We start from the raw sequence: 13,659 nt of genomic DNA, 5'->3' as shown, positions 1-13,659 counted from the left end.
GCGGCACCGTCGCCGTTCTCGCTTCCTTACCGCACTCGAGCGGAACACCATTCTCATCCAACAAGATCCGCGTCACGGTGCAGTCGCACGCCAACATCCGGGCAGTGTCGATACTGATCGGACCCACCCAATCCGTCCACGCGAACCCGAGTTCCTCGGTGGACGGCAACAGGTCTTTCAAAGCTTGCAGGTCCGTCATGTCTTTCGCCGATGCGGTGACCGTGATGTGTGGTTTCACGCCGCCTTCGATTGGGCCCAACCCCGCCCGCTCATACCGGCGCAACAGTTCACAGAACCCATCGGCCCGACGTAATGCCGGCGTGCGGGTGTCCTTGACGCCGTCCTTCTCCGGTGTCGGAGCCGACAAACTCGACAACAACGTGATCAGACGGGCCCCGTTCACAGCATCCAGATCGCCCTTCACCGTGACCCGCCCGTACAAGCCTTTCGAGGCGTAGAACTCGTTACGTTCGGAATCCTCGCCGACCGGGACGCCGTCCTCGCGTTTTCCGTACTGCTTCTCGATCCGCCGAATCGCTGCCCGTACCGCATCACAATCCGCGATGTTCTTCGACGCCAACCCGAGCAGAATCCCACGGGCCTTGTCCACATCCGCCGGCGTCATGTTCTTCGGTGGATGCTGACAAAACGACGCCACCTGACGCGCCTTCAACGCATCGACATCACCGCGATGAAACGCATCGCCCACAACGGGTTCGAGCATCAACAACCGCGCCAAACCGACCAGCAGACTGCACTCACCGATCTCCAGATTCGTCGAACCATGCAACCACTGCGCGATCGCCCGAAAACCCTTCCCGCCGAGAACCTCACGGGAAAACATCTCCACAATCAGCAACACCATCCGCGATTGCAACTCGTGCCGGACACGCACCAGATCCAGAACCTCACTCTTGAGGCCCTCGCCATCCAGCTGCCACGCTTCCCGACTGTCCATGCTCAAAGTCTAATCGAACAAAGTTTCGAACACAAGACTTGGATCTCGAAAATGCTTCCTATGCAATAATTTTCGACAATTCCGATTTTTGGGACTTTTCGGATCTTCATTCGATTTGCGGCAGGCAATCTCGACTGCCTCATTGCATGGACTCTGCTGACGCCGAGCACTCGGCATACATTCCGGCTTCATGTTGACGTGGACGAGGGCACTTGGACGCGTGGCCGCGCATGGGCTCTGTCGATTGCATTGGTTGCCTTGCCGTACTACCGCGACACGAACGAGCAGATCACGGCCTGGGCGAAACATGCGATTGCCCAGGTCATTGACGACATCCGCACTGAACCCTGAGACCACTTGCGCCGTCTCCGTTCTCGCAACGATCCTTGGAAATCGAGCAGAGAAGGTTTACGGCCTTTGTCCACGGCGTTCGGCGACCGATCAGCCGATCGCGCTCAGGTCTCCGTACACCGTCCGACCCTCCAGGATGGTGGCGAGCACCGTGATGTCGGCCAGCCTGGTCGGCTCGACGTCGAGGGGATTTGCCGACAGCACAACAAGATCCGCGTAGGCGCCGGGAAAGATAGACCCGATGTGATCTTCGCTGAACAGCTGCCACGCGGCGTTGACCGTATGGGCGCGCACGGCGGCGTCCACGGGGATCCGTTCCTGGGGTGCCACGACGCGGCCGCTGGGCGAAAGTCTGGTGACGGCGTCCTGCATATTCCGTAGCGGATTGGCGGGGGTGACGGGACCGTCGTTGTGGAAGGTGAACCGTTGCCCGGCCGCGAGTGCAGAACCTGCTGCGGCCCAGACGGATCCGTATTCGGGGCCGAACAGGTCATCGACCAGAACGTCACCCCAGTAGTGCAGGTGGTCGATGAAGATGCTGACCGTGACGCCCAGTTCCGCTGCGCGGGCGAACTGATCCGGACGCATCGCGCCGACGTGTTCGAGACGCAACCGGTGATCGGGCCGGGGGTGCTCCTTCAGAAGTTGCTCCCACGCGTCGAGAACCATGGTGATCGCGTCGTCACCGTGGGCGTGGCACGCCATCTGCCACCCTTTGGCGAAGTAGGCGGAACTGATGTCGTGGATCTGTTCGCCGGTGTAGTTGGCATGCCCGTGTGTGCAGGCGATCCCGAGCGCGCGGGTGGCTTCGGTATCGAGATACGGGAAGCTGGTGGCGATGTTACCGACCCACGGTGAACCGTCGGACCAGACCTTGATGCCGATCTGGCGCACCAGGTCGTTTCCGTCGCCCGGTGACGCCTCGGTAGTGCGCGCGTCGTTGGACATCTCGTAGAGCCGCAGGCGGGTGGTGAGCAGTCCGGCGTCGGCTATCGCTGCCAGGGCGGGCCGCATCTTGGGGTCGAACGACAATTCGGCGATGGTGGTGATTCCCGCGGCGTTCAGCCGGGCGCATTCGGCCGCCACCAGTGCGGGGAAGTCGTCACCGATAGTGACTGCGTGGCCCGCGACTGCGAACACCGCAGGCATTTCGTACGCGGCTCCGTCGAGTGCGCCCGTCGCGTCGTGGCCGTACGATCCGCCGATCGGATCGGGGGTATCGCGGGTGATGCCGGCCTGCACTGCTGCCGCCGTGTTGAAATACGCGACGTGTCCCGAGTTGTGCATGATCACGAGGGGGTACTCCGGCGCTACGGAGTCCAGCCAGTCGATGGTCGGATCGGGTAGGCCCTTCTGCAGCAACGGGTCCCAACCGTTCAGAGAAGCGCCGGCAGCACCTCGCGAACGAACCGTGTCGACGACGGCAGCAACTACGGCATCCGCCTCGGCGATCGTGACAGGCCGAATGTCGACGACGTCAGGCCCGAGCACGATGGCTTCTTCCAAAGGGTGACCGTGTGGCTCGATGAACCCCGGCAGAACAGTGGCACCTCCGACGTCGACGACGCGGGTATCCGGCCCCACCAGTTCCTCGACGTCCGTGCGCGCGCCGACGGCCGTGATCCGGCCGCCCGTCACGGCGAGCGCCTGGGCGCGTGGTGCTTCCTCGTGCATGGTCACGATGTCGCCGTACAGAACCAGATCAGCAGCCATGGTCAGTCCTTATCGGTTGTCCGCGTACGCCTGTAGGTGTGCCACCTGCTCGGGATCGAGTGAGGGACGTACCTTCTCACGGGCGGTTGCCACGTCCGCGGCCGTCACGTCGGCCGCGTCCATGCTCCGACGCATGGCGGCGAGTGCAGCCTCACGCAGGAGAGCCGAGCAGTCTGCTGCCGAGTATCCCTCGAGATCGACGGCCAGAATGTCCAAATCGACATCTTCGGCGAGCGGTACCGACTTGCCGGAAGCACGCAGAATCGCTTTGCGAGCCTCCGCATCCGGCGGCGGTACGAATACGAGACGTTCGAGTCTGCCGGGGCGCAGGAGAGCCGGGTCGATCAGATCCGGTCGATTGGTGGCGCCCAACACCACGACGTCGCGTAGCGGTTCGACGCCGTCGAGTTCGGTCAACAACGCGGCTACGACGCGATCCGACACCCCGGAGTCGGAGCTTTGACCACGACGCGGAGCAAGGGCGTCGATCTCGTCGAGGAAGATCAGCGAGGGCGCCGAATCGCGTGCGCGCTGGAACAACTCGCGTACGGCCTTTTCGGAGGCGCCGACCCACTTGTCCATCAGCTCAGCCCCTTTGACGGCGTGGACGCTGAGGTGACCTGAGCTGGCAAGGGCACGAACGAGATACGTCTTACCGCAGCCGGGAGGGCCGTAGAGGAGCACGCCGCGAGGTGGGTCGACACCGAGGCGCGCGAAGGAGTCGGGGTGCTGCAGCGGCCACAACACCGCTTCGGTGAGCGCCTGTTTGGTTTCGACCATGTCGCCGACGTCGTCTAGGGTGACGCTGCCGATCGACAGTTCTTCGGTACTCGAACGAGACAGTGGCCGAATCACTTCGAGGGCACCGACAAGATCTTCCTGCGTGATCTCCGGAGAATCACCGGATTTGGACGCCCGCGTCGCCGCTCGCAAAGCAGCTTCACGGCAGAGCGCCGCGAGGTCGGCGACCACGAATCCGGGTGCGCGCGAGGCGATGGCGTCGAGTTCGAGGGTTCCGGTGGGCACGCGGCGGAGCAGGAGTTCGAGCAACGCCTTGCGAGTTGCGCCGTCCGGCAGGGTAAGTGCGAGTTCTCGATCGCAGAGGTCCTGGCCGCGAAGGCGCGCGTCGACGGTCTCCGGATGGGCGGAGGTCGCGACGAATGCCACGCCCGGGGTTGCGACGGCGCTGCGCAGTTGTTCGAGGATCAGTGCGGACACCGGTTCCGCGGTGGCCGGAAGCAGAGCGTCGATGTCACTGATCAGCAGTACACCACCGCCGCGCACGGCAGCAACGGCGTCGACGATTCGCTGAAGGCGGGTATTCGCCTCGGTGGCACCGACTCCCGGGCCGTCGAGTTCGACAAGTTTGCGCGAGGACAGGACCGAGCGGGCCAACGTGGCTTTGCCCACGCCGGCGGGGCCCGTGATGAGGACGCCGAGGTGCGGGGAGGCGCCGAGCGTACGGAGCAGTTCTGGTTCGTCGAGTGCCAGGCCGAGCCACTCGGTCAGCTTGGCTGCCTGCGCTTGCGCGCCGACAAGGTGATCCAGCGGAACCGACGGCGCAGGCTCGATCGCGACGGCGGCCGGACTGGAAACAAGCGCACTCGGTGTCAGTGTGCCCGCCGAGCCGGAACCCCAGTTGACCGCCGAATTCGGCTGGACGCTGACCGGACCACCGGCAGGCTCGACGGCCGTGACGGTGAGCAGTTCGGATGTCCACGCGACGCCGAAGGTGCGGGAAAGCGCTTGGGTGGCTTCGGAAGTGCTCGTACCCGGACCGAGATCGCGGGGGAGGAGCGAGACCGTGTCGCCGACGCTGACGACCTTGCCCAGAAGGGCTTGTCGCAGAACCGTCGAGCTGATCGAATTTGTCGCCATGGACGAGCCGGTGACGGAGACGGATCGCGCTCCGTACACCGTCACCGGACCGACCATGACGGAAGAGTTCTCGGTCAGGCCGACGTTCGACATGGTGACGTCGTCGAGAAGGATCGTGCCTGCCGGGGTTCCGGTGGGCGCACGGCCCGCGACGGTCGCGGTGCCGCGGGCTCCCATGAGTGCGATGGCATCCCATTCGCGGATGCCCAACGCCGCCAACGCTTCGGGGTGCAAGCGCACTACCCCGCGGCGTAGGTCGGCGGCAGAGGTGTTGAGTCGAACGGTGAGGGCGAGTTCCGGCGAAGTCACCTCTCGAGAGTACGTCGTGGACTAGCGGGGTCGCCGCAATCCGAGACGAGCGGCCGAGCGGCGGCCACCGACGTTGGGTTGGCGTCGGATCGCGCGGCGTTCGGAAGGCTTGATGTCCCAGGTTTCGGGACGTGCTGCCACCCACCGCTTCGAATGCACGGCAAACGGGATGTGCACCAGGTAGATCGCGATGAGAACGATCAGCAGGATGTACGGGTAGGTGATGAGTGCGGCCGCAGCCAACGTCACCAGTACGAGCAGGCCGGCCGCCATGTGCGGCGGCACGGATACCGACTTCATCGCCAGCGTCGGGATGCGGCTGACGATCAGTGCAGCCGAGAAGAGCGTCCACACGATGACGACGAAGTGCGAAGACCACCAGCCGTCACCCCACTGAGCCGTCGCGGCCAGGGGAGTGAGGGCGATGAGTGCGCCGGCCGGAGCCGGCACGCCGACGAAGTACTCACGTGCATACGCGGGGACGTCGTCGTCGTCGAGCAGAGTGTTGAAACGTGCGAGTCGCAACACGATGCTGACCGCGTAGATCAACGCGATGATCCAGCCGATGCTGGTGCCGTCCAGCAAGGTCACGTACAGGACCAGGGCCGGGGCGACGCCGAAGGAGATGGAGTCGGCCAGTGAGTCGAGTTCGGCGCCGATCTTGCTGGTGGCGTCGAGCAGTCGCGCGATGCGGCCGTCGAGTGAATCGAGGACGGCAGCGGCGCCGATCATCGCGAGCGAGGTACCGGGTTGTCCGTCGAGAGCGAATTTGACGGCGGACAGCCCGGCGCACAGCGCCAGGATGGTGATGACGGACGGCAACAACCGCACCGCCTGGGTGCGTTTGGGCATCTTCGCGCCGGGTTGGGCTGCTCCCGGCTTCTTCACGGCTGACTTCATCTTCGGCGTCTTCACGGCAGTTGCGCGATAACTGTTTCAGCACCGATCGTGCGTTGTCCCGGCTCGACCAGGAGTGTGGTTCCGGCGGGGAAGTACGTGTCGACGCGTGAGCCGAAACGGATCAGTCCGTACGTGTCGCCGATCGGCAGGACGTCACCGACACCGGCGTAGCAGACGATGCGGCGCGCGAGCAGTCCCGCGATCTGGACAACCGCAACGTCGTGACCATCGGCGGTTTCGATCAGCATGCTGTTGCGCTCGTTGACCTCGCTGGCGTCGGCGAGATCTGCGGAGAGGAACTTGCCTGCCTGGTGAACGACCTCTTTGACCGTTCCACCGACAGGGCTGCGCTGGACATGCACGTCGAGAACCGAGAGGAAGATGCTGACGCGCGGGCGCGGCTCGCTTCCGAGATTGAGCTCGGCGGGCGGAACGGCGTTGTCGACCAGCGCCACCTCGCCGTCGGCGGGTGCGACGACGACGCCGATGCGGTTGGGCGGCACCCGGTGCGGGTGACGGAAGAACGTGGCGCATGCGGCGGCGGTGGTCAGACCGGCTCGGCGCACCCACTTACGGTTGCGGCCCAGAGCTGCAACTCCCAGCGGGGCCAGCACGAACGGCAGGCCGGCGGGATGAAGTGGCGGAATCGCATGGCGAACCAGATCGACGATATGTCCGATCCCGGTGGGTTGCGGGGTTCCGGGGGGTGTGGGTCGGCGTGCCACAGGCTCCTCTAACTACTCGGTAGGTCTTCTGCTGGTCGCACTGACAGTACGGGGTGGTAGAGCATCCATAGATTACGTGAACGCCTTCTCTCCTACAGGCTGTAGTGGCATCAAGTACGAGTAGTACCCGACACAGTCGCCCGTGCGTATCGCCAGCGGGAGCGTCGCGCCGCTTACTCGGATCACCAGTTGCCGCCCCGGTTGGGCTGCGGCGGCGTCGCGCAGCCGCTGCCGGTCGACCAGTACGCGGAACCTCTCACGGGGATCCATTCCACCCGGATCCACTCGCGCACCACCGTCTTTGCCGACGCTGACGACGGCACTGTCCCCGGTGCCGTTGAGCAGGGCGGCAAGGTGGTCGCCGCTCAGTTCGACAGCGTCGTGGTGCTCGCGCAGGATTCGGTGATCTGGGAACTCGCCGTCCTCGATCAGCGGGCTGGACACCTCACCTCCCGGATACGACGCACTCACCGTGCGCGCGGAGAAAGTCAGTGTCACGACGCCGGCGACATCGCGCAACAATCGCGCGAAGGCCACGGGAACGACGGCGGACACCGTCAGAGCGGAGTGAACTTTCACCTCGGCGACTGCGAGCCGGAACTGATCAGTGGTGACAAACGCAGCGACGCCGTCGTGAATGTCGAGGTGGACGCCGCGAAGTATCGGGAACTCCGATTCCTCGTTCACGGCGAACAGCACGGCGTCGAGTGCGCGTCGTAGATCCCACGAGTCGATGTCCGCGCCGCCGGAGGCAGGTAGCGAGTCGATCAGCCGGTGAATTCGCCCCAGTTCGGCGCGGGCGTCGGCGAGACCGTCCTCGAGGTTGCGCAGATGGGCGTCCAGGCACGAATGGGGTTCCGGCCCGGTCAGGACGGCCATCATGTCGCGGATCGGAACACCGACCCGTCGCATACCGGCGATCACACGTGCGTTGCGGAGCTGATCGTCGGTGTACCAGCGGTAACCGGTGTTCGGATCGACGGAATGCGGGACGAGCACGCCTTCCTTGTCGTAGAACCGCAGGGCGCTGATCGGGAGCGCCGACGCCCGGGACATCTCGCCGATCGTCAGGAGAGCGGAACTAGTGGTCACGGATCAATTCTGCCCGCAGTCGCTCGATAGCGCCCCTGATCATCCGGCCGTAACCGTCGTCGGCGAGTGTGCCGACCGACGCCTCGGCCTTCGTCAGATGCTCGACGGCCTCGGCGTCGCGTCCGAGTTTGCGGTAGTCGGCAGCCAGGTTGAGGTGCAGTGATGGATAGAAACCGGCGACCTGCAGCGATGCGTGGTGCTCCTGGGCTCGCGCGTCGGTCAACGAATCGGCTGCGTCGAGGGCGCGCAGGTCCCAGCAGAGCTCCTGAGCCGGATCGTCTTGAACGTCGGCCATGTAGTGCGCGAGGGAGACGACGTGGAGCGCGTCTGGGGCGACGCTGATCTCTTCCCACACCTTCTCGAACGCAGAGCGAGCCCCGGCTCGATCGCCGGAGCTCGCCAATTCTTGTGCCTGCGCTATCTGTGTCATCACGGGATCCATGGAACGGATCCTGATGCCTCGACCAGGTCGAGGGTCAAGCAGAGGTGCGTGCAGCCGCCTCGGCCTCGCTCTTCACACGCTTCAAGGTGGCGTTCATGCCTTCGACGAGTTCGACCTCGAAGTCGGCGTTTCCGCCCAGGACGGTCTTGACGAGGAACTGCGAGACCTTCGACGTTCCGGTGGGAGCCTCGCGACGCTCGGTCACCTTGGTGCCGGTAGCGGTCGGCTCGAGTTCGTAGGACCAGATCGTGCGGTTCTCCGCGATACGGAACGCCACCGACTTGTTGGGTTCGAAGCGAACGACCTTCGACGACGTCGGCCAGACCAGCAGGCCCTTGCGGTTGACGTTGATCGTCTTGGCACCCTCACGCACGGTCCCGCCGATCACCTTCATCACCTTGCACTGGGGGCTCCATTCGCCCATGCGCTGCAGGTCGGCGACGATTGCCCACACGTCCTGCGGTGATGCGTCGATGTCGATGCTTGCTTCGAGGGTGTTGGACACAGTCTCTCCAGTCGAGTTGATGCTACGTAAAGTTACAAACACTTTTGTCGATCGTAAGCGATCCGTCAATGGACCATGTGTGTCAGGTCACTGTACGGCCGTCCAACAGGGTCGTGCGGGAACACGCGCGGTGGTAGCGGACAATGGTTCGCGCACGTATGACGATCCATCCGACTGGAGTACCGAGAAGTGAACAGCGACGCCGCGACGCAGGATGGCCTCAAGCGAGGGCTGACAGCGCGCCATATCCGCTTCATCGCCCTCGGATCAGCCATCGGAACCGGACTGTTCTACGGCAGCGCCGAGGCCATCAAACGAGCCGGCCCGTCGGTGCTCCTGGCCTACCTGATCGGCGGTATCGCGGTCTACCTGGTGTTGCGAGCGCTCGGCGAGATGGCGGTCCGTAACCCGGTTTCCGGTTCGTTCAGCGAGTACGCGAACAAGCACCTCGGACCACTCGCCGGTTTCATGACCGGGTGGACGTACACGTTCGAGATGGTGATCGTGTGCCTCGCCGACGTCACCGCCTTCGGCCTGTACATGCAGTTCTGGTTCCCGGACGTACCGAGATGGATCTGGGTTCTGGCTGTCGTCTTCTTCATCGGCGCGATAAACCTGTTGAGCGTCAAGGTGTTCGGCGAACTGGAATTCTGGTTCACGCTCGTGAAGATCACCGCCATCATCGCGATGATCGCCGGCGGCATCGCGATCATCGTGTTCGGATTCGGCGTTCACGACACCGATGCCGGAATCAGCCACCTCTGGTCGGACGGCGGGTTCTTCGCGACGGGCTTCGGTGGATTCGTCGCGTGTTTCGCGATCGTCATGTTCGCGTTCGGCGGCACCGAGATCATCGGTATCACCGCAGGCGAAGCCGAGGATCCGGCGCAGACCATCAGGAAAGCCGTCAACACGGTCCCGGTGCGTATCATTCTCTTCTACATCTGCACCCTCGCCGTCATCATGGCGATCATTCCGTGGCAGACCATCAACTCCGACAACAGCCCGTTCGTCCAGATCTTCGAGAACCTCGGATTGGGAACGGCCGCTTCGATCCTCAACATCGTCGTCATCACCGCGGCCCTGTCCGCCATCAACAGCGACGTTTTCGGTGCGGGTCGCATGATGTTCGGAATGTCGCATGCGGGCCAGGCCCCGCAGGTGATGAAGAGAGTCTCCGCCAACGGTGTTCCGTGGATGACCGTTGTCATCATGACCGGTGCCCTGTTGGTGGGAGTACTGCTCAACTACCTGATCCCGGACCAGGTGTTCCTCGTCATCGCCTCGCTGGCCACCTTCGCCACCATTTTCGTCTGGATCATGATCCTGCTCTCGCAGTTCCGTTCCCGCGCTCAGATGAGTGCAGACGAAACAGCGGCACTGAAGTTTCCAGTGCCGCTGTGGCCGTACGGTCAAATCTTCGCGATCGTGTTCCTGGCTTTTGTCATCGTGTTGCTCGGCGTCATCGCCGATACCCGAGTTGCGCTGCTCGTCGGTGCCGGATGGCTGGTTCTGCTGACGGGCGCGTACTACAAGTGGGTGAAACCGGCTGTCAGCGCAGCGGATCGAAGTGGCGCATGACGGTCGGCGTCTGAGCGCCGGTCATCGAGTCGGCCACCATCTTTCCGGTCAACGGACCCAGGGCGATTCCCCACATCCCGTGACCACCGGCGACGTGCACCCGCGGCGACTTCGTGGCTCCGATCAACGGCAAGCCGTCGGTAGTGCACGGTCGTGATCCCACCCATTCCTCTTCCCGCGCAGTCCAGTCGATGCCGCTGAGCATCGGCTTGGCCGCATCGATGATCGCCTGCACGCGGCGCGGATCCAGCGGCGCGTCAGGGCTGCGGAATTCCATCATTCCGGCCACTCGGAAGCGATCGTGCAACGGAGTGCATGCGACGCGCTGGGTGGGGAAATACACAGGGTTCTTGGGGAGGTGCTCGGGCTTGACACTGAAGCTGTATCCGCGTCCGGCCTGCACCAGTTTGCGCACACCGAACGGTGCTGCGAGCTTGTTCAAGCGGGCACCGCTCGAGATGACTACGGAGTCACCGTCGCGTGAATCACCGTGTGCACTGCGAACAGTGACTCCGCCGACCCGATCGTCGATCTGCGTGACGTCGAAACCGCTGACGATTTCTCCACCGCGTTCACGAACCGCGTCCGCCAACGAGTTCACGAACAACGGGGGATCGATGAAACGCTGATTGCGCAGGCGCAAACCGGCTTTCACACCCTGGCCGAGTGAAGGCTCGAGCGAATGAATCGCGTCGTAGTCGAGGAGGTCGAAGTCGACCTCGCCGCCCGCGGCTTCGACGTGATGGAACTCGTCCACCAAGGTCTGTCGGTCCTTCTCGGACGCAAACGCGGCGAGGAAAGGATCGGCCAGGCGGGTCAGCTCTTTGACGCCACCGTCGGCGAGTTCGTCGTACGCGCCCAAGGCTGTTCGGTTGACCTCGGTGTAGACCGACATCGCTTCCTGCCACTTCGACGGCGTGCAGTGGCGCGCGAACCCGACCAGGAACCGAATCAGCTTCAGATCGGTGGTCAGTGGCACGTACACCGGGGACGCCGGGCTGAGCATCGCGCGCAAGCCGTATTGGAGCACTGCGGGTTCGGGCAGCGGAAGCGTCAATGCGGGGGCAAGCCAACCGGCGTTGCCCCAGCTCGCGTCGGCTGCGACGCCGTCGCGATCGACGACGGTGACCTCGACTCCACGTTCCTGCAAGAACCAGGCCGTCGACAATCCGACAACACCCGCACCGACCACGACCACACGATCGGGGCTCTGACGAGTTCCCATGACGCACTCCTTCTACAGACTCTGCTCGAACCGAGACGCCGGTCACATCCGGCTCTTCTCTCAAGCATGAATCGCGGGGGCGGCAAAAGGACTGGCCGTTCGGCCATCGTCGGAGCTACCTCGTTGTGGATTCGCACAACGCACCGCCGCGCCTGCTCAGCGAGCGAGTTTGAACTGCAGCATCAGAATCAAGCGGGTGTCGGCGTCGGTCAGGTCAACGCCGCACATCTCCTTGCCTCGACGCAGGCGGTTGCGGAGCGTGTTGGGGTGAACATGCAGTGCGGCAGAAGAATTCGCCACGTCACCGCCGTGCTCGAGAAAGGCCTTTGCCGTCGCGACCAGATCGCTGCCGTGCTGAGAGTCGTGACGTTCGAGGCTTCCGAGTGGTGTGGAGTCGCCGAGTCCGTCGATGATGTCGGCGACGTGCAGGGCGAGAACGGAGGCCAACGTGTCCCTCATTCCCGCGACGGTTCCGCCGGACCGGCCATGACGAAGCGCTCCGAGAACATGGTCGGCGTCCGAGCGCGAAAGATGTGATTCGCTTGCAGACTTCACGGTCCGACCGACGGCCACTGCCAGGAATTCGCGGCCACGGGCGCGGGTGAGGAAGTCGGCGGACAATCGGCGAGCGTTGGTCTCGTCGGTCGCGATGACAAGGTAGATGGTCTCGGACAGTTGAGCGGCAACGGCGTCGACGGCCAGAGTGTCGAGGTACAAGCTCAAAGAGGCGACCAACCCCGCCGGCAGTGGTCCCGCAACGGTTCCGACGGCGACGACGGTGAGCGGGCCTGCCAACCGCAAGTCGTCTGCGGCGCGGAATGCGGGTTCGCCACCGCCGATCAGAGCTTGGACGCGCTGGGATTGGCGACGGCGTGTGCTGTCGACCCGGTCACGCTCCGAGGCGATTCTCTCGGCCACGACAGATACCGCGGAACGAAGTATCGATTCCTGTGTGGGCGTCGGTGTTCCGGCGAGTGCGACCCAGATCGAGCCGACGGGGTGATCGTTCTCGCGAACTGCGATGACCAGTCGCGGCGTGATCGCAGGGTCTTCGAGGTCGACGTAGATGGGATCGCTCTCTCGGTGGAGGCGATCGAATACTCCTGCATCGGAGAGTAATTGGCGGAATCGGCTGGGTACCTGCCGGCCGAGGATCGTGCCGATGCGAGCTTCGTCCACGGCCTGCTCGCCGCCGGAGTACGCGAGGACAGTCGAGTTCTCGTCCTCGATCGTGACGGGAGCGCCGAGCAATTCGGCCAGAGAACCGGCAACGGAGAAGAGGTCGTCGTCGCGCAGGTCCATGGGTGGGAGCCTACTGAGCGATCGACGGATTTCGGGTTACGACGCCTCGGCAGGACCTCGATGGCGAATATAGGCTGGTGCAATGGCCGACATCGAAGGTGTTCTGTTCGATATCGACGGAGTCCTGCTCACGTCCTGGCAGCCGATCGAGGGAGCAGGGGAAGCGGTACGCGAAGTTCGGCGGCGCGGATTGGCCTGTGGGTTTCTGACCAACACAACCTCGCGCAGTTCGACGCTCATCGCGCAGGGGTTGTGCGATGCGGGTATCGAGGTCGAGGCGAGCCAGATAGTTACTGCCGCCAGGCTCACAGGGGAGTACGTGCGGGCGACCTACCCGGACGCGCGGGCGTGGGTCCTCAATCACGGTGACGTGTCTGCCGATCTCGAGGGAATCGAATTCGACGACGCCGATCCGGAGGTCGTGATTCTCGGCGGCGCCGGCCCGGAGTTCACCCACGAGGCGCTGAGCCGAGTGCTCGAACTTCTGCTCGCCGGTGTGCCCGTCGTCGCGATGCACCGCGGGATGATGTGGGAGACCGTAGACGGCCTTCGGATCGACACCGGAACGTACTTGCCGGGCTTCGAGGAAGTGGCAGGTGTAAATATCGCCGCAGTGGGTAAACGGCTCTCCGCATTTGAGCGGGGCGTGTGCTGATTTCATGCTGCTGGTCTCTGCCC

General features: G+C 63.9%; 12 protein-coding genes and 1 pseudogene. 3 read left to right on the top strand and 10 right to left on the bottom strand.

Annotated features, from left to right (window positions below; translation table 11 throughout):
- Window positions 1-958 (bottom strand): DUF222 domain-containing protein (locus tag H7C86_RS35345; RefSeq protein ID WP_182263362.1); only part of this gene is annotated, 958 nt, incomplete at its 3' end.
- A gap of 198 nt (window positions 959-1,156) precedes the next feature.
- Between H7C86_RS35345 and H7C86_RS35340 the strand changes: the two genes are divergently transcribed.
- Window positions 1,157-1,309, top strand: coding sequence for a hypothetical protein (locus tag H7C86_RS35340; protein ID WP_060939319.1), 153 nt, complete (start codon window positions 1,157-1,159; stop codon window positions 1,307-1,309).
- Between the two features lie 90 nt (window positions 1,310-1,399).
- Here H7C86_RS35340 and H7C86_RS35335 read toward each other — a convergent pair whose 3' ends face one another.
- From H7C86_RS35335 to H7C86_RS35305, 7 genes are all read right to left on the bottom strand, one after another.
- Entirely contained in the window at window positions 1,400-3,022 is a 1,623-nt protein-coding gene (locus H7C86_RS35335; RefSeq protein WP_182263361.1) for an amidohydrolase, read from the bottom strand.
- A 9-nt stretch (window positions 3,023-3,031) separates the two neighbouring features.
- Window positions 3,032-5,209, bottom strand: a complete 2,178-nt coding sequence (locus H7C86_RS35330; RefSeq protein ID WP_182263360.1) for an AAA family ATPase — start codon at window positions 5,207-5,209, stop codon at window positions 3,032-3,034.
- Window positions 5,210-5,230: 21 nt separating this feature from the next.
- Window positions 5,231-6,061 (bottom strand): phosphatidylcholine/phosphatidylserine synthase, encoded by an 831-nt coding sequence (locus H7C86_RS35325; RefSeq protein ID WP_029254795.1) that lies wholly within the window; start codon window positions 6,059-6,061, stop codon window positions 5,231-5,233.
- A gap of 59 nt (window positions 6,062-6,120) precedes the next feature.
- On the bottom strand, window positions 6,121-6,834 hold the full coding sequence (locus tag H7C86_RS35320) for a phosphatidylserine decarboxylase (protein WP_003941540.1): 714 nt from the start codon (window positions 6,832-6,834) through the stop codon (window positions 6,121-6,123).
- Between the two features lie 72 nt (window positions 6,835-6,906).
- Entirely contained in the window at window positions 6,907-7,926 is a 1,020-nt protein-coding gene (locus H7C86_RS35315; RefSeq protein ID WP_182263359.1) for a MerR family transcriptional regulator, read from the bottom strand.
- Window positions 7,916-8,368, bottom strand: a complete 453-nt coding sequence (locus tag H7C86_RS35310; protein WP_182263358.1) for a hypothetical protein — start codon at window positions 8,366-8,368, stop codon at window positions 7,916-7,918. The genes H7C86_RS35315 and H7C86_RS35310 overlap by 11 nt, the downstream gene beginning before the upstream one ends.
- A gap of 34 nt (window positions 8,369-8,402) precedes the next feature.
- Complete coding sequence (locus H7C86_RS35305) at window positions 8,403-8,873, bottom strand: SRPBCC family protein (RefSeq protein ID WP_003941500.1); 471 nt, start codon at window positions 8,871-8,873, stop codon at window positions 8,403-8,405.
- Between the two features lie 189 nt (window positions 8,874-9,062).
- Between H7C86_RS35305 and H7C86_RS35300 the strand changes: the two genes are divergently transcribed.
- Entirely contained in the window at window positions 9,063-10,454 is a 1,392-nt protein-coding gene (locus H7C86_RS35300) for an amino acid permease (protein WP_019744479.1), read from the top strand.
- Here the strand turns inward: H7C86_RS35300 and H7C86_RS35295 are convergent.
- Window positions 10,426-11,679, bottom strand: a complete 1,254-nt coding sequence (locus H7C86_RS35295) for an FAD-binding oxidoreductase (protein ID WP_182263357.1) — start codon at window positions 11,677-11,679, stop codon at window positions 10,426-10,428. The genes H7C86_RS35300 and H7C86_RS35295 overlap by 29 nt on opposite strands.
- 156 nt (window positions 11,680-11,835) lie before the next feature.
- The gene (locus H7C86_RS35290) at window positions 11,836-12,981 is read right to left on the bottom strand and encodes a CdaR family transcriptional regulator (RefSeq protein ID WP_019744477.1); all 1,146 of its coding nucleotides are present in this window, start codon (window positions 12,979-12,981) and stop codon (window positions 11,836-11,838) included.
- Window positions 12,982-13,063: 82 nt separating this feature from the next.
- Between H7C86_RS35290 and H7C86_RS35285 the strand changes: the two are divergent.
- Window positions 13,064-13,618 (top strand): annotated as a pseudogene (locus H7C86_RS35285) (HAD-IIA family hydrolase); the annotation flags it as partial.
- Between the last annotated feature and the right edge of the window lie 41 nt (window positions 13,619-13,659).

Source organism: Rhodococcus sp. UFZ-B548 (assembly GCF_903819475.1).
Taxonomy (GTDB): Bacteria; Actinomycetota; Actinomycetes; order Mycobacteriales; family Mycobacteriaceae; genus Rhodococcus_F; species Rhodococcus_F erythropolis.
The sequence above is the reverse complement of the archived record's forward strand: the minus strand, read 5'-3'. Positions and strand labels throughout refer to the sequence as shown.